Source organism: Pseudomonas taiwanensis DSM 21245 (assembly GCF_000425785.1).
Taxonomy (GTDB): Bacteria; Pseudomonadota; Gammaproteobacteria; order Pseudomonadales; family Pseudomonadaceae; genus Aquipseudomonas; species Aquipseudomonas taiwanensis.
This window is the reverse complement of the sequence record NZ_AUEC01000015.1, coordinates 43757-58697: the sequence shown is the minus strand read 5'-3', so window position 1 is coordinate 58697 and position 14941 is coordinate 43757. Positions and strand designations below refer to the sequence as shown.

Genomic DNA, 14941 nt, shown 5'->3' with positions numbered 1-14941 from the left:
GCATAGAGTAGGGAGATGCCTTCGTGGGAAAAAGTCGGTATAAAGCGTTTTACTGTCACGTAGAGAGAGACAATGAATCCATACGAAGACATGCGGATCTTCGCCCAGGTCATGGAAGCTGGCAGCTTCACCGCTGCCGCCGACCGCCTGGGCATGTCCAAGCAATCGGTCAGCCGACGCTTGATGCAGTTGGAAGAACGCCTGGGTGTGCGCCTGCTCAATCGCTCGACTCGGCGCCTGGATGCCACGCCGCTGGGCCAACATTACTATCAGTCGGCCTTGCGTCTGCTGGGCGAAGTGCAGCAGGTGGAATACGACATCAGCGGCCAGGCTCAGGCCCTGCGCGGTACCTTGCGTTTGAGTGCGCCGCTGTCTTTCGCCATGGCGCACCTGGGATGCCTGCTGACTGAGTTTCTCCGCTTGCATCCGCAGGTCGACGTCGAAGTGGACTTGAGCGACCGCGCTGTCGACCTGATCGGCGAAGGTTATGACTTGGCATTGCGGATCGGCGCGCTGGAAGATTCAAGCTTGGTGGCGCGGCGCATCGCCAGTGTCGAGCGGGTGTATTGCGCCAGTCCAGCCTACTTGCAAGCGCGGGGGCAGCCCATTACGCCCGAGGCAGTGAGCGAGCACGATTGCCTGCCATACGGCCACGCACGTCAGGTGCAGTGGCAGTTCAAGGGGCAGGGCAAGGCTCAAAGCATCGCGGTCACTGGTCGGATGCGTGCCAACAATGGTGAACTGCTCAGGGATGCGGCGATCGCCGGCATGGGCATCACCTACCTGCCGACCTTCATCGTTGGGCAGGCATTGGCCGATGGGCGCCTGGTGACGCTGCTGGAGCCCTGGACACCGCCACCCCTGCAGTTGTCGGCGGTGTATCCGCAGCACCGGCAGGTGGCCAGGCCGGTGCAGGGGTTCGTGGCGTTTCTGCGCGAGCGCCTGGCGCAGTTGTAGGCGCCTACTCCAGACCGCGTTGCAATGCTTCGATGAACACACCTTCGGCCCGGCTCAGGCGTTGCTCGCGGTTCCACAGCAGGTGGATGTCCACATCGGCAATGCCCTCGTGCGGGGGCAGCTTCCACAGCAGCCCCGCGGCCACATCCGGTGCCACCACGTGCTCGGGCAGGCAGCCGATGCCGAACCCCGCGATCACCAGGCGGCGGACTTCCTCCAGGCTGGGCGACGAAGCCACGATACGCCCGGAAAAGCCCTGTTGGTCGCGGAAAATGGTCAGCGGCGACAGCATGCCGCCGATCTGGTCGCTGGCGAAGCTGACGAAATTCTCCCGCTGCAAGTCGCCTTCGGCCTGGCCGAACAGACGATGGTGCTTGCCACAGAAGAACGCATAGCGTTGACGCAGGAACAGTCGTTGTTCCAGGCGTGGCTGGGGCCGGCGGTTGAGGCTAAGGCCTGCCGTGGCGGTCTTCTCCTGCAGGGCGGCGACGATATCGGAGCTGCGCATCACGTCGATCTCCACCTCCACCCTTGGGTGCTGGCGATGGAAGGCAGCGAGAAAATCATCGAAGCGCTCGCTGACGATGCGGCTGATCATCAGTAGGCGCACCTTGCCCACCAATTCATCGGCCGGTTGCTCCAGCAGCCCGCTGATTTGCGACATCTGCCCATACACCTCACCGGCCAGCTGGAACAGCTGCTCGCCCATTTCGGTCAGTACGAACCGCGGCCCCCGGCGGGCGATGAGTTGGCGCCCGAGTTGTTCCTCCAGGCGCTTGAGTGCCTGGCTCACGGCAGGTTGGGTCAGGTGCAGCCGGGCAGCGGCGCGGCTGATGGACAACTCCTGGCCAATCACCCGAAACGTACGCAGCAGGTTCCAGTCGAGGCGGTCGTTGAGCAGGCGGTCGGACATGGCGGGACTCTAGAATAAGCTCGATTTATAGTTGGAATAATAAATAGAAAATTGACTAATCATAGCCTTGGAACGATAAATCGCACCTAGACGCCGACAGAGCGCTCCCGTGACTCACTTACTCCTGCCAGAAAAACAAGCAAAGGAGCCATCCATGAAGCCTACCGCTTCACCCCAGCCGCGCCGGGCCGCTGCCGCCGCATTCATCGGCACCATGATCGAGTGGTACGATTTCTACATTTACGCTACCGCCGCGGCGTTGGTGTTCGGTGCCTTGTTCTTCCCCTCCGACGACAGCCTGTTCAGCACCATGGCCGCCTTCGGCACCTTCGCCGTAGGCTTTTTCGCCAGGCCGCTGGGTGGCATTGTCTTCGGCCATGTCGGCGACCGTATTGGTCGCAAGAAATCCCTGGTCATCACCCTGTTGATGATGGGCGTGGTGACGGTCGGCATCGGCCTGCTGCCGACCTACGCCCAGATCGGTACAACCGCGCCGGTGCTGCTGATTTTGCTGCGCATCGTCCAGGGCATTGCCGTGGGCGGCGAGTGGGGTGGGGCGGTCTTGATGGCTGGCGAGCATGCCCCCAAAGGGCGCCGTACCTTCTTCGCCTCCTTCGCCCAGTTGGGTAGCCCGGCGGGTTTGATCCTTTCCCTGTTGGCCTTTGGCGCCGTCACGCGGTTGCCAGAAGCAGAGCTGATGAGCTGGGGCTGGCGTGTACCGTTCCTGGCCAGTGCACTGTTGCTGCTGGTAGGCCTGGCCATTCGCCTTGGGGTCAACGAGTCGCCTGAGTTCATCGCCAGCCGTGAACAGGCCCTGAAGACTCAACGCAAGGAGCAGGCCCCGGTACTGGAAGTGCTGCGTACTGCCTGGCGCCCGTTGTTGCTGTGCATCGGCGCCAATACCCTGGGCATCGCCGGGGTCTATTTCACCAATACCTTCATGATCAGCTACACCACCCAGCAGTTGCACCTGGAACGCGCCTTGATTCTTGAATGCCTGTTCTTCGTGGCTGTCATCCAGTTCTGCGTGCAACCGCTGGCAGCGTGGCTATCGGAAAGAATCGGTACCACGCGCTTCCTGGCGCTGGTCGCCCTGCTGGCCATGGCTTCGCCTTACCCGATGTTCGTGCTGGTCAGCTCCGGCGAAGGCCCGTTGATCGTGCTGGGTATCGCCCTGGCGGCAGCCTGCATGGCTTCGTTCTACGCGGTCATCGCCGGTTATGTCAGCGGCATGTTCGAAACCCGTGTGCGCTACACCGCCATCTCCATGGCCTACCAGGTGTGTGGCGCCATCGCTGGCGGGCTTACCCCGCTGATCGGCACCTGGCTGGCCCATACCTTCATTGGCCAATGGTGGCCGATGGCGGTGTTCTACACCCTGATCGCCACGATCTCGCTCACTTGCGTGCTGGCCCTGGCGCGCCAATACACCCGCAGTCAGCGCCTGGAGCTGGCCTGATCCCGACCGAATCCGGAGTATTCGTATATGTTGAAAAGCAACGGGGACCGCCTGTGGGCGAGCCTGATGGACATGGCTGAGGTCGGTGCCACTGCCCGTGGCGGCAGCTGCCGACTGGCCCTGACCGACGACGACAAAGCCGGCCGCGCACTGTTCAGTCACTGGTGCCGTGAGGCCGGTTTGACTCTGTCGGTAGATGCCATCGGCAACCTGTTCGCCCGTCGTGCAGGGACCGACCCTGACGCCGCGCCGGTGATGATGGGCAGCCACCTCGACACCCAGCCCGAAGGCGGTCGCTTCGATGGCGTCTATGGTGTGCTGGCTGGCCTGGAGGTGGTCCGCCGTCTCAACGACCTCGCTATCCAGACCCGCAAGCCGCTGGAAATCGCGGTGTGGACCAACGAAGAGGGCGCCCGCTTCACTCCGGCCATGTTCGGCTCGGCGGTGTTCACCGGCACATTGTCTCTTGACCACGCCCTGGCCATCCGTGATGCCGACGGCATCAGCGTGGCCGATGAGCTGCAGCGTCTCGGTTACGCCGGCCAACGTCCGCTGGGAGGCAAGGTCGATGCCTATTTCGAAGCGCATATCGAACAGGGCCCGATCCTGGAAGACAACGCCAAGTCCATTGGGGTGGTCAGTGGCGGTCAGGCCATTCGTTGGTTGGACGTAACGGTCCAGGGCATGGCGGCCCATGCCGGCACCACACCGATGTTGCTGCGCAAGGATGCCCTGTACGGTGCTGCGCAGATGGTCCAGAGCGTGGAGCAACTGGCGGCAGCCTTTGCCCCTGAAGGCCTGACCACCGTGGGTGAGCTGTCCATCGTCAAGTCATCGCGCAATACCGTGCCAGGCTTGCTGCGCTTTACAGTCGACCTGCGCCACCACCGTGATGAAGCCATTGAAGCCATGGAGCGCGATCTGGCCGCGGAGCTGCAGACGATTGCTGCGCAGCGAGGCTTGCAGGTGCGCATCGAACGCCACTGGGGCAGCCCGGCAACCCCTTTCGATGCCGAGTGCGTGGCGCAGGTGCAGCGGGCGGTCGATGGGCTCGGTTACTCCCAGCAGAGCATCGTCAGCGGTGCTGGCCATGACGCGATCCTGCTGGCCCGCTATTGCCCGACAGCGATGGTGTTCATCCCCTGCGTCGGTGGCCTGAGCCACAACGAAGCCGAAGACGTGCTGCCCGAGGATGCCAGTCAGGGCGCCGATGTACTGCTCAATGCCGTGCTGGCCCGCGCTGGCCGTGTCGAACAAGGAGAAGCCTGATGCGTTGCTACTTCCACCCCGAGCAACTGTTGCACCACCCCCGCAGCTATTACTCCCGCGGCGCCATGCGCACCCCGCAGGAAGTTCCCGAGCGTGCCGAACACCTGCTGCAGGCAGCCAAGGATCTGGGCTTCGACATCCGCCAGCCCGAAGATGCGGGGCTGGCACCGCTCAAGGCTGTGCATGGCGAGGCCTACCTGGTCTTCCTCGAAGAGGCACATGCGCGTTGGAAGGAGGTACCCGAGGATTGGGGCGACGAGGTGATGTCCAACATCTTCGTGCGCGAACCCAATGCCCTGCGCGGCATCCTTGCCCAGGCCGCGCGTTACCTGGCCGACGGCAGTTGCCCGGTGGGCGAGCATACCTGGCGTTCGGCCTACTGGTCGGCGCAAAGCGCAGTGGCCGCGGCCAAGGCCATCCTCGACGGTGAACCCGCCGCCTATGCCCTGTGCCGCCCGCCGGGACACCATGCCCGCTTCGATGCAGCTGGTGGCTTCTGCTACATCAACAATGCCGCCGTCGCCGCCCAAGCGCTGCGCAGCCGATACAACCGCGTAGCGATCCTCGACACCGACATGCACCATGGGCAGGGCATTCAGGAAATCTTCTACGCGCGCAACGATGTGCTGTACGTATCGACCCATGGTGACCCGACCAACTTCTATCCTGGTGTGGCCGGGTTCGAGGACGAGCGTGGCAGCGGTGCGGGGGAGGGGTACAACCTCAATCTGCCGATGGCCCATGGGGCCAGTGAGGCGGACTTCATGGTCCAGCTTGAAATTGCGCTGGATGCGGTGAAGGATTTTGGCGCCGAGGTGCTGGTGCTGTCGCTGGGGTTCGATATCTATGAGCAGGATCCACAGAGCAAGGTGGCGGTGACGACCGAAGGCTTTGCCGCGCTAGGGGAGCGGATTCGGGCGTTAGGGGTGCCATGCTTGATTGTCCAGGAAGGGGGCTATCACCTGGAGAGCCTGGAGGCGAATGCTCAAGCCTTCTTTGCTGAACAAGCAGCTTGGCGATAGGTGAAGGGCCGATAACGGGGCCGTCATGGGCGGCCCAATAGCCGGCAAGCCGCCTCCTGGAGAGACGCCTGCCAGCCCAGCGCAATACCTGTAGGCGGGGGCTTGCCCGCGGGGGGGCGGTTCAGTTTCGCCCGGCAGCGCCTCACGTGTTCCCACGCCGCACGTGCTTGACCAACACCTTCTCCAGCAACTCCCACATCGCCGGGTCGCTGCTGAAGGCCACATTGAACCGCATCCACCCGGTGGCCTGCGCATCGACCATGAACAACTGGCCAGGCCCGAGCATGATCCCTTGCTCCAGCGCATCGTCCAGCAACGCCGCGCTGTCGGGAATCGCTGGGTGGCGGGTCCAGATGTACATGCCTTCGTCCGACTCGGTGAATAACTCGAAACCCAACCGGTGCAGGTGACGGCCCACTTCCTGGTGCGCCTCGGCCAGGCGTTGGCGCAGGCGCTTGAGGTGCTTGCGCCAGCGGCCGTCGATGATGGCGGCGTATACCACGCGCTCCATGACCTGTGACGTGGTAAGGCCCGAGCGCATTTTCAGGTGCAGCAGTTTCTGCATCAGCTCGGGGTTGGCCAGCATGTAGCCGACCCGTACGTTGGGCGAGATGCTCTTGGAGTAGCTGCCCACGTACACCACCTGCTGCAAGTGGTCCAGGCTGGCCAGGCAAGGCTGCGGCTCGGCGACCATGTCGGCGTACAGATTGTTCTCCACCAGCCTGAAACCGTGCTTGCTGGCCAGTTGCAGCAGGCGGTGCAATTGCGCCAGCGGGGTGCGTGAACAGGTTGGGCTGTGCAGGTGCGGTTGGGTGAAAAACGCGGTGGGGCGGTAGTGCGCCAGCAACTGCTCCAGTTGGTTCAGGTCATAGCCTGCCGGTGTGCGGGGGACTCCCACCAAGGTGGCGCCCTGGGTACGCAGGATGCTCATCAGGTTGGGGTAACCCGGGTCGTCCACCAGCACCACATCGCCTGGGCGCACCAGGGTACGCGCTGCAAGATCCAGAGCCTGGCTGGCACCGTGGGTGAGCATCAATTGTGCTGGATTGGCGACGATCGACAGCTCTTGCTGCAGGTTCTGCGCCGTCAGCGTGCGCAGCTCCAACAGGCCCATCGGGTCGCCATAGCCGGACAGCTCCAGCGGGCTGCCGGCCACTTGGCGCAAACCGCGGCGCAGGCCGTCTTCGTACATCCAGTCGTTGGGCAACCAGCCGCAACCTGGCTTGAACGGCAACTGGCGGATTTCGAAGATCTGCTGCAAGTACCATTCGGAGTTGAACGTTGGTCGACTGGTGTCGGTCTCGGCACTGTGGTTGTCCAGCAACTCGCCCGCTGCGCGATTGACGAAAAAGCCCGCGTTGCCACGGCTTACCAGCAGCCCCTGGGCCACCAGTCGGTCATAGGCTTCGACCACGGTGAAGGTACTCACCGAATAGGTCGCGGCGAAGGCGCGGATAGACGGCACCTTGGCTCCAGGCTTGAGGGTCTGGTTGTCGATCAGCGCGCGCACCCCGTCGATGATCTGGTTGACCAGCGGAGTGGGGGCGTCTGGATGTAGTTCAAACATTGGGGTGCCTTCAGGTGTGCAGAACGCTGGGCGTCTGCGGGGTACTGCGGGTGTATTGCATGGGTGACCTGTACAGTGCAGCGCGTATTTCATGCCACTGTGCATGGCTCTCTGCGCCGGACATTTTTACATTACGTGTCAGATATCGCCACATAAAGCATGTTCAGTCCGCTCCAGGGTCAACCTTGGGGCGCGTAAGCAGGCCGCCATGGAAGGCCTGCGTGTGCTTGTGCACACCTTCCTGCCCGCATTAGCGCTGATGTACAGGTGAGACCGCTAGCCATCGGGGTCTCACAGTTTTCCTTGGATAAAAAGAAGCACGGGGTACACAACTGATGGGAGCAACATCCACAACCACCACCGCCAAGGGCGAGCACGAGAGCAAGCTCAGCGCTTCGCTCAAGTCGCGCCACCTGACGATGATGTCGATCGCCGGGGTAATCGGCGGCGCCTTGTTCGTCGGTTCCGGCAGCGTGATTCACAGTGCCGGCCCGGCCGCTGTGCTGGCGTATCTCGCCGGCGGCATCCTGGTGGTCCTGATCATGCGAATGCTGGGTGAAATGGCGACGTCCTCGCCAGACACCGGCTCGTTCTCGACCTACGCCGACCGCGCCATTGGCCGCTGGGCCGGCTTCACCATCGGCTGGCTGTACTGGTGGTACTGGGTCATCCTGATGGCCTGGGAGGCCTACGTGGCGGGCAAGATCCTGCACGGCTTCTTCCCCGATGTGAGCGTCAACGTATTCGTGCTGGCCACGACCTTGGTGCTGATCACCGTCAACTTCTTCAACGTCAAGCACTACGGCGAATTCGAGTTCTGGTTCGCGCTGATCAAGGTGGTCGCGATTGTCTGCTTCCTGGTGATCTGTACTGCCGCGGTCATGAATATCTGGCAGTTCGGTGAAGTCCGTGGCATCAGCCACCTGACCGCCGAAGGCTTCATGCCCAATGGCATCACCACCGTGATCGGTGCGTTGCTGGGGGTGATGTTCGCATTCCTCGGCGCTGAAATCGTGACCATCGCGGCTTCCGAAGCCAAGGACCCGGCCGCCCAGATCGTCAAGGCCACCAACTCGGTGGTATGGCGCGTGTGCCTGTTCTACGTCGGCTCGATCTTCCTGATCGTCTGCCTGGTTCCATGGAACGACCCGCACCTGGGTGAGTCCGGCTACGGCGCCTACCGTCGTACCCTGGAACTGCTGGGTGTGCCGTACGCAGAACTGCTGATGAACTTCGTGGTACTGACGTCGGTCAGCAGCTGCCTGATCTCCGGTCACTACACCGCTTCGCGCATGTTGTTCTCCCTGGCCCAGCGTGGCGACGCGCCGTCGTTCTTCAAGATCACCCGTGCCGGCACCGGTGTTCCGGTGTACGCGATCATCGGTTCCTGCGCCGTGGCCGTGGTGTGTGCGCTGATCAATTTCAGCGAGACCCTGCGTCCGAAAGACGTACTGGAAACCCTGATGAACACCACTGGCATGATCGCCTTGCTGGTGTACCTGGTAATTGCCTTCTCGCAGCTGCGCATGCGCCGCAAGCTGATCGCCGAGGGCAAGGAAGTGCGCCTGAAGATGTGGCTGTTCCCTTGGCTGACCTACCTGGTGATCGCTTTCATCGTGGCAGCCCTGGTGACCATGGCATTCATGCCTGACTACCAGATCCTGGTGATCTCCACCGGCATCGCCGCTGCCATCGTGGTGGCCATGGGTGTGGTGCACCAGATCCGTACTGGCAAGCAACACTAAGCGTTCAACGCTTGAGAGACGGCCGGCTTCTTCGGGAGGCCGGCCGTTTTTTTTCGTGATGGTGGAGGCGCCACGTGGCGTTACCGAAAGTGTGAGCAAGCGCATGACCCTAAGTATGGGCACATGGCTTATGCTTCGAGCATTGCCCGCCAAAAGGAACCCGCCATGGCCTGGTCCGCCAATCAGTATTCGCTTTTCGAAGATGAACGCACCCGCGCCGTGCGCGACCTGCTCGCCGCGGTGCCGCAGCGCGCGGTGCACCACGCCACCGACCTGGGCTGCGGCCCTGGAAACTCTACCGAAGTCCTGCTGCACCATTGTCCCGATGCCCAGGTTGTGGCCCTGGACAACGACCAGGACATGATCAACAAGGCGCTTGAGCGGCAACGGTTGCGCGTGCTGCGGGTGCGTTGCGAGAAGGCCGATATCGCCACTTGGACCGCATCGAAACCGCAGGACCTGATCCTGGCCAATGCGTCGTTGCAGTGGTTGCCGGACCACGGATCGCTGTACCCTCATTTGGTTCACCAGCTGTGCGAGGGCGGCAGTCTCGCGGTGCAGACGCCCGACAACCTGGACGAACCTGCGCACCGGCGGTTGCGTGAAATCGCCAGCCAGGGCCCTTGGGCCGACAAGTTCGCTGACCATGTCCTGCCGCCCCGGCACAGCGCAGCCTATTACTATGACCTGCTCAGCCCCCTGTGCGCCCGCGTGGATGTATGGCGCACCACCTACCATCACCCCTTGGCGGGAGGCGCCGAGGCAGTCGTGGAGTGGTTCAAGGGCTCGGCGCTGCGACCTTACCTGGCAAAGTTGGACGCGCAGGAGCAGGCCGATTTTCTGCAGTTGTACCTGCAAGCCATGGAGCGCGACTACCCCCCGGCCACCGACGGTAAGGTGTTGTTGCCGTTCCCACGGCTGTTCGTGGTGGCTACCCGCTGAGCCGGCGCTTGCGCCAGACGATGTAACCATAAAGGGCGAGGTTGACCACCAGCACCAGCGTGCCCAGCAGCAACTGAGTCCGTTCGGTCAAGCCGGCGGGGTAAATCAAGGGCCAGATGTAATGCTCGACGAAGCCGCCTTCGTAACCGGCATCTCCTGCGGCACTGCGCATGCGGTTTTCCCACGTCGTCAGGGGGCAACCCAGGTGCAGGCATTCCACGGCCAGGCCCCAGGCCAGGGCTGGCAGGTGAACGAGCAAGGCGCGAGGCCAGCGGATCACTAACAGCCCGCCCAACAGCACCAGCAGGATGAAGGCCAGGTGCAGTAGGACCAAGGTGTCGGCGGTCAGGCGAAAGAGCATGAGGGCTTATCGCTGGGTTCAGGAACGCTCAGCATAAGACAATTGATGGGGCTGCACGGGTCTTGTTGCCGGCTAGCCGGCTCCTACAGGTTCGGCGAGGATTGTGTAGGAGCCGGTTTGCCGACGATGTGCTGACTCAGACCAGGGCAGGCGTGCGCGGCGGGATCATGCGTCGCGAACCGGTGGCCTCGAATGCTGCACCGAAGGTCAGCAGGGCATTGTCGGAGTAAGCGCGACCGGCGAAGGTCAAGCCTACGGGCATACCGATATCCGCCATGATGCCCATCGGTACGGTGACGGTCGGCACGCCCAGGTGACGGATCGCCAGGTTGCCGTTGGCTACCCAGATACCATTGCTCCAGGCGATGTCCGCCGACACGGGGTTTACGTCGGCATCGGCCGGTCCCACGTCGGCCACGGTAGGGAACAGCACCGCGTCAAGGCCCAGGTCATCCATCCAGTCTTCCAGGTCAATCTTGCGGGTTTTCTCCAGCCCGCGCAGGCCGTCGGGCAGCGTTTCGATCTGGTCCCAGGTCTTCAAGCCGCGCTTGGCCATGTTGACGTATTCGTCCATGCCCGCGGCCAGGTCGTCTTCACGGTTGGGCAGGGTGCCGGGGTCGTGGGGGAAGATCTGTGGGCCATCGACGTCGGCCAGGCGGTTGAGCTTGGGGTCGTCGTTGGCGCGCAGGAAATCGTCGAAGGCCCAGCCTGACAGTTCCCACAGTTCGTCGTGAAGGAATTCCTTGCTGACGATGCCACGGTTGTACACGGTCGGTGCACCCGGACGGTCGCCTTCGCAGTTTGACACCAGCGGGAAGTCCACTTCGATCACCTCGGCACCGGCGGCTTCCAGCGCCTTGCGTGCCTCTTGCCACAAGTCGATGACGCTGGCACGGGTGTTGATGCGCTGACCGGTCGGGCCACCGATGCCAGGCTTTTCGGAAGTGCCGGCTTCGGGATCGGCGTTGATGTACATGCGAGGCACGCCGAAACGCTTGCCTTTGAGCGCGCTGGCATCCACCGCCAGGTCGAGGTACGAGGTCGGACGCACGGTCGAGGCCGCCGGAATCGGTACCCAAGGTTGCAGGCGCCACAGGTCGCCACGCTTGTCGGCGTCGTCGGCGACCACTACATCCAGAATTTCCAGCAGGTCGGCCATGGTCCGTGCATAAGGCACCACCACGTCCATGGTCGGGGTCAGTGGCCAGTTGCCACGGACCGAAATCACCCCGCGAGAGGGGGTATAGGCGCACAGGCCGTTGTTCGAGGCTGGGCCGCGACCACTGGACCAGGTTTCCTCGGCCAGGCCGAAGGCACTGAAGCTGGCGGCGGTGGCAGTTCCGGCACCATTGGAGGAGCCGGACGCGAACGGTGCGGTCAGGTAGTTGGCGTTGTACGGGCTTTCGGCGCGGCCGTAGACGCCGCGCTGCATGCCGCCGTTGGCCATGGGCGGCATGTTGGTCTTGCCCAGGCACACCGCACCGGCCGCACGCAGGCGCTCGATGGTGAAGGCGTCGCGCTGGGCGACCAGGTCCTTGAAGGCCGGACTGCCGGAGGCGGCGGTAAGGCCTTTGACCAGGTAGCTGTCTTTGGCGGTGTAAGGAATGCCGTCCAGCGGGCTCAGGGTCTGTCCCTTGGCGCGACGCGCATCGGACGCTTCGGCCTCCTTGAGTGCGTCTGGGTTGCGCACGACCACGGCGTTCAGGGCAGTGGCGGTATTGGCTCCATCGTAGGCGTCGATACGCGCCATATAGGCCTTGACCAGCTCGACCGCCGTCGTGCGGCCCGACTCAAGTGCATCGCGCAGCTCGGCAATGGAAACCTCGGTTACCTCGATCATGCTTTCACCAAAAATTGTGCAAGGTGGGGGCTAATGCGAGGAGTGTACAAGAAGGTTTCGGGGGAAGCAGGTTTGCGCGGGAGAAATGGTTTTTTGCAGGCGGGCATTGATGGGGCCGCCAAGCGGCCCGGTGCACTCAGGCCAGGTCTGTCGCCGAATGCCGTTCCGCCACCTGGCTGGCTTCGTCGCCCCAGGTGCGGTTCACCCGTGTGCCGCGTTGTACCGCCGGGCGTGCGGCGATCTGCTCGGCCCAGCGCTGAACGTTCGGGTACTCATCCACCGCCAGGAACTCTGCGGCGCCATACAGGTTGCCGCGTACCAGCTGGCCGTACCATGGCCATACGGCGATATCGGCGATGCTGTATTCATCGCCACCCAGGTAACGGCTTTCGGCCAGGCGGCGATCCAGCACGTCGAGCTGGCGCTTGGCTTCCATGGTGAAGCGGTTGATGGCGTACTCGAATTTCTCCGGGGCATACACATAGAAGTGGCCAAACCCTCCGCCCAGGTAGGGGGCCGCGCCCATCTGCCAGAACAGCCAGTTCAGGGTTTCGGTGCGGGCAGCAAGGGACTTGGGCAGGAAAGCGCCAAACTTTTCGGCCAGGTACAGCAGGATCGAGCCTGACTCGAACACCCGTACCGCAGGTTCGACGCTGCGGTCGAGCAGGGCGGGAATCTTCGAGTTCGGGTTGACCTGCACGAAGCCGCTGGAGAACTGGTCGCCTTCGCCGATGCGAATCAGCCAGGCGTCGTATTCGGCACCGGTGTGGCCGAGGGCGAGCAATTCTTCGAGCAGGATGGTGACCTTGACGCCGTTGGGCGTGGCCAGGGAGTAAAGCTGAAGGGGGTGTTTGCCCACCGGCAGGTCCTTGTCATGGGTCGGGCCAGCGACAGGGCGGTTGATGCTGGCGAACTGGCCGCCGGAAGCGGCCTCGTTGCGCCAGACCTTGGGCGGAACGTAAGGGGACTTGCTCATACGCGGATCTCCTACCTGCAAAGACTTGCATCTATGCCATGGGTTGGGCGCCGAGGGCAAATGCAACCGATGCATGCGAAACAGGGCGCCCTGGCCTGAACCTCGACAGCGGCAGGTAGCACAACAGCGGCACTGTTGCGCAAGGCTGGCCGCCAACTGTGCTGGTCCCTGCCGAAGAAATGCCTTTATGCTGTAACGAAATATGTCTAGAACGCCTGAAGAAGGAAGCCGCAATGCCGCTCAAGGACCTGCTGATCGCCCTGGTGGTGATCATCGCGTGGGGAGTCAACTTCGTGGTCATCAAGGTTGGCCTCGACGGGCTGCCACCGATGTTGCTGGGGGCGTTGCGCTTCGTGTTGGTGGCGTTTCCGGCCATATTGCTGGTCAAGCGCCCGAAGCTGCCCTGGCGCTGGCTGATTGCCTACGGTGCGACCATCTCCCTGGGCCAGTTCGCTTTTCTCTTCCAGGCCATGTACAGCGGGATGCCACCGGGGCTGGCTTCGCTGGTGCTGCAATCCCAGGCGTTCTTCACCCTTGGTTTCGCTGCGCTGTTTCTGGGGGAGCGGTTGCGCCTGGCCAGCGTACTCGGGTTACTGGTGGCGGCGAGCGGCCTGGCGCTGATCGGCAGCGAGGACAGCGGGCACGTGCCGATGGTGGCGCTGCTGCTGACATTGTGCGGCGGTGCCATGTGGGGCCTGGGTAACATCATTACCCGGCGCTTCGGCTCGGTGGACTTGGTGGCGCTGGTGATCTGGGGCGGGTTGATTCCGCCATTGCCGTTCCTGGCGCTTTCGTGGTGGCTGGAGGGGCCAGAGCGCATCGGTCATGCATTGGCCAACATCAGCTGGAGCTCGATTCTGGCCCTGGCTTACCTGGCTTTTGTCGCCACCATGCTCGGCTACAGCCTCTGGAGCAAGCTGCTGTCGCGCTACCCGGCGGGCAAGGTGGCACCGTTCTCGTTGCTGGTTCCGGTGATTGGCTTGAGTTCCTCGGCGTGGTTGCTGGGTGAACGGTTGACCGCCGTGCAGGGATGGGGCGCGTTGCTGGTGATGGCCGGGCTGCTGGTCAATGTCTTCGGGCCGAAGCTGGGGCAGCGCTTGAGGGCGGCCAGCGCGCAATAACTGAAAACACACCCGCGTTCAGTTGCAACGGGCAAGCGCCGCAATGCGGGCGAGGGCTTTGTTAGACTGGGCCTCTTTTGCCAGGCCCACGGAGCACGCCCATGATCATTTCCACCACCAGCCAGCTCGAAGGCCGCCCGATTGCCGAGTACCTCGGGGTAGTCAGCTCTGAATCGGTGCAGGGCATCAACTTTGTGCGCGATTTCTTCGCACGCTTTCGGGACTTCTTCGGGGGGCGTTCGCAGACCCTGGAAAGCGCATTGCGCGAGGCCCGCGAACAGGCCACCGAAGAACTGAAGGCTCGGGCACGGCAGTTGCAAGCCGATGCAGTGGTGGGGGTCGATTTCGAGATCAGCATGCCCTCGGTGCAGGGCGGAATGGTCGTGGTGTTCGCCACTGGTACGGCGGTGCGGTTGAGGTAAGGCTTTTTGCCACTGGTCGGGTTTGGATGTTTTGCCCGGGCAGTCTGCAAATGACTGGCTAGTCTCTTTCTTCAACAGACCGCGTTTTTCCTGGGCATGTCATCTACCTGCCGACGCGGTCGTCACTTGAGGGAGACGGGGCATGAGCGAGTCCTTTTTCGAAGACACGAACGACGCATTCCCAATCAACAGCCAGGTATGGTGCGGCCAGTCGTCGTTTCGCCTGGGCTTTGCCAACATGACCCTGGACGAGTCAGAGCAGCTCAAGCCTGCGCATTTGCAGCGCTACAAGAAGGGCCGTTTCACGCCCCGGCTACCTGCGAAGAAGTAACGCTGACCCAAGACCC

The 14941-nt window shown here is 62.9% G+C and carries 14 protein-coding genes; 9 read left to right on the top strand and 5 right to left on the bottom strand.

Annotated elements, in window-relative coordinates:
* Nucleotides 1-72: 72 nt before the first annotated feature.
* A complete protein-coding gene (locus H620_RS0106800) occupies nucleotides 73-957 on the top strand; it encodes a LysR family transcriptional regulator (protein ID WP_023380055.1) in 885 nt (294 codons plus the stop codon).
* 4 nt (nucleotides 958-961) lie between these two features.
* On the opposite strand, the gene H620_RS0106795 is transcribed toward H620_RS0106800, so the two are convergent.
* Nucleotides 962-1870: a LysR family transcriptional regulator gene (locus H620_RS0106795; RefSeq protein ID WP_027907017.1), complete on the bottom strand. Its 909-nt coding sequence runs from the start codon at nucleotides 1868-1870 to the stop codon at nucleotides 962-964.
* Nucleotides 1871-2024: 154 nt separating this feature from the next.
* On the opposite strand from H620_RS0106795, the gene H620_RS0106790 reads away from it, so the two are divergent.
* The 3 genes from H620_RS0106790 to H620_RS0106780 are packed head-to-tail and all read left to right on the top strand — an operon-like array spanning nucleotide 2025 to nucleotide 5620.
* Nucleotides 2025-3329, top strand: coding sequence for an MFS transporter (locus H620_RS0106790; RefSeq protein WP_023380057.1), 1305 nt, complete (start codon nucleotides 2025-2027; stop codon nucleotides 3327-3329).
* Nucleotides 3330-3356: 27 nt separating this feature from the next.
* A complete protein-coding gene (locus H620_RS0106785; protein WP_027907016.1) occupies nucleotides 3357-4598 on the top strand; it encodes a Zn-dependent hydrolase in 1242 nt (413 codons plus the stop codon).
* Complete coding sequence (locus tag H620_RS0106780; protein WP_023380059.1) at nucleotides 4598-5620, top strand: histone deacetylase family protein; 1023 nt, start codon at nucleotides 4598-4600, stop codon at nucleotides 5618-5620. Before H620_RS0106785 ends, H620_RS0106780 begins: the two co-directional genes overlap by 1 nt.
* A 142-nt stretch (nucleotides 5621-5762) precedes the next feature.
* On the opposite strand, the gene H620_RS0106775 is transcribed toward H620_RS0106780, so the two are convergent.
* Nucleotides 5763-7187 (bottom strand): aminotransferase-like domain-containing protein, encoded by a 1425-nt coding sequence (locus tag H620_RS0106775; RefSeq protein ID WP_027907015.1) that lies wholly within the window; start codon nucleotides 7185-7187, stop codon nucleotides 5763-5765.
* A 335-nt stretch (nucleotides 7188-7522) separates the two neighbouring features.
* On the opposite strand from H620_RS0106775, the gene H620_RS0106770 reads away from it, so the two are divergent.
* Nucleotides 7523-8932, top strand: a complete 1410-nt coding sequence (locus tag H620_RS0106770; protein ID WP_023380061.1) for an amino acid permease — start codon at nucleotides 7523-7525, stop codon at nucleotides 8930-8932.
* Between the two features lie 165 nt (nucleotides 8933-9097).
* Nucleotides 9098-9874: a trans-aconitate 2-methyltransferase gene (gene tam, locus H620_RS0106765; protein ID WP_027907014.1), complete on the top strand. Its 777-nt coding sequence runs from the start codon at nucleotides 9098-9100 to the stop codon at nucleotides 9872-9874.
* On the opposite strand, the gene H620_RS0106760 is transcribed toward tam, so the two are convergent.
* The 3 genes from H620_RS0106760 to yghU form a co-directional block, all read right to left on the bottom strand.
* The gene (locus H620_RS0106760; RefSeq protein WP_023380063.1) at nucleotides 9864-10235 is read right to left on the bottom strand and encodes a DUF2784 domain-containing protein; all 372 of its coding nucleotides are present in this window, start codon (nucleotides 10233-10235) and stop codon (nucleotides 9864-9866) included. The two genes, tam and H620_RS0106760, sit on opposite strands and share 11 nt — an antisense overlap.
* A gap of 136 nt (nucleotides 10236-10371) precedes the next feature.
* Nucleotides 10372-12075: an amidase gene (locus H620_RS0106755; RefSeq protein WP_027907013.1), complete on the bottom strand. Its 1704-nt coding sequence runs from the start codon at nucleotides 12073-12075 to the stop codon at nucleotides 10372-10374.
* A gap of 136 nt (nucleotides 12076-12211) precedes the next feature.
* Entirely contained in the window at nucleotides 12212-13051 is an 840-nt protein-coding gene (yghU, locus tag H620_RS0106750; RefSeq protein ID WP_023380065.1) for a glutathione-dependent disulfide-bond oxidoreductase, read from the bottom strand.
* Nucleotides 13052-13284: 233 nt separating this feature from the next.
* Between yghU and H620_RS0106745 the strand changes: the two genes are divergently transcribed.
* The 3 genes from H620_RS0106745 (at nucleotide 13285) to H620_RS0106735 (ending at nucleotide 14925) form a co-directional block, all read left to right on the top strand.
* Complete coding sequence (locus tag H620_RS0106745; protein ID WP_023380066.1) at nucleotides 13285-14172, top strand: EamA family transporter; 888 nt, start codon at nucleotides 13285-13287, stop codon at nucleotides 14170-14172.
* A gap of 101 nt (nucleotides 14173-14273) precedes the next feature.
* A complete protein-coding gene (locus tag H620_RS0106740; RefSeq protein ID WP_023380067.1) occupies nucleotides 14274-14594 on the top strand; it encodes a YbjQ family protein in 321 nt (106 codons plus the stop codon).
* A 142-nt stretch (nucleotides 14595-14736) separates the two neighbouring features.
* Complete coding sequence (locus H620_RS0106735) at nucleotides 14737-14925, top strand: hypothetical protein (RefSeq protein ID WP_023380068.1); 189 nt, start codon at nucleotides 14737-14739, stop codon at nucleotides 14923-14925.
* Nucleotides 14926-14941 lie beyond the last annotated feature (16 nt).

Bases quoted from the DNA above. Each gene is read 5' to 3' on its own strand.
- H620_RS0106770 (WP_023380061.1), top strand. From the start codon at position 7,523: ATGGGAGCAACATCCACAACCACCACCGCCAAGGGCGAGCACGAGAGC.
- H620_RS0106740 (WP_023380067.1), top strand. From the start codon at position 14,274: ATGATCATTTCCACCACCAGCCAGCTCGAAGGCCGCCCGATTGCCGAG.
- H620_RS0106780 (WP_023380059.1), top strand. From the start codon at position 4,598: ATGCGTTGCTACTTCCACCCCGAGCAACTGTTGCACCACCCCCGCAGC.
- H620_RS0106760 (WP_023380063.1), bottom strand. From the start codon at position 10,235: ATGCTCTTTCGCCTGACCGCCGACACCTTGGTCCTACTGCACCTGGCC.
- yghU (WP_023380065.1), bottom strand. From the start codon at position 13,051: ATGAGCAAGTCCCCTTACGTTCCGCCCAAGGTCTGGCGCAACGAGGCC.
- H620_RS0106795 (WP_027907017.1), bottom strand. From the start codon at position 1,870: ATGTCCGACCGCCTGCTCAACGACCGCCTCGACTGGAACCTGCTGCGT.
- H620_RS0106745 (WP_023380066.1), top strand. From the start codon at position 13,285: ATGCCGCTCAAGGACCTGCTGATCGCCCTGGTGGTGATCATCGCGTGG.
- H620_RS0106755 (WP_027907013.1), bottom strand. From the start codon at position 12,075: ATGATCGAGGTAACCGAGGTTTCCATTGCCGAGCTGCGCGATGCACTT.
- H620_RS0106775 (WP_027907015.1), bottom strand. From the start codon at position 7,187: ATGTTTGAACTACATCCAGACGCCCCCACTCCGCTGGTCAACCAGATC.
- H620_RS0106800 (WP_023380055.1), top strand. From the start codon at position 73: ATGAATCCATACGAAGACATGCGGATCTTCGCCCAGGTCATGGAAGCT.
- H620_RS0106785 (WP_027907016.1), top strand. From the start codon at position 3,357: ATGTTGAAAAGCAACGGGGACCGCCTGTGGGCGAGCCTGATGGACATG.
- tam (WP_027907014.1), top strand. From the start codon at position 9,098: ATGGCCTGGTCCGCCAATCAGTATTCGCTTTTCGAAGATGAACGCACC.
- H620_RS0106790 (WP_023380057.1), top strand. From the start codon at position 2,025: ATGAAGCCTACCGCTTCACCCCAGCCGCGCCGGGCCGCTGCCGCCGCA.
- H620_RS0106735 (WP_023380068.1), top strand. From the start codon at position 14,737: ATGAGCGAGTCCTTTTTCGAAGACACGAACGACGCATTCCCAATCAAC.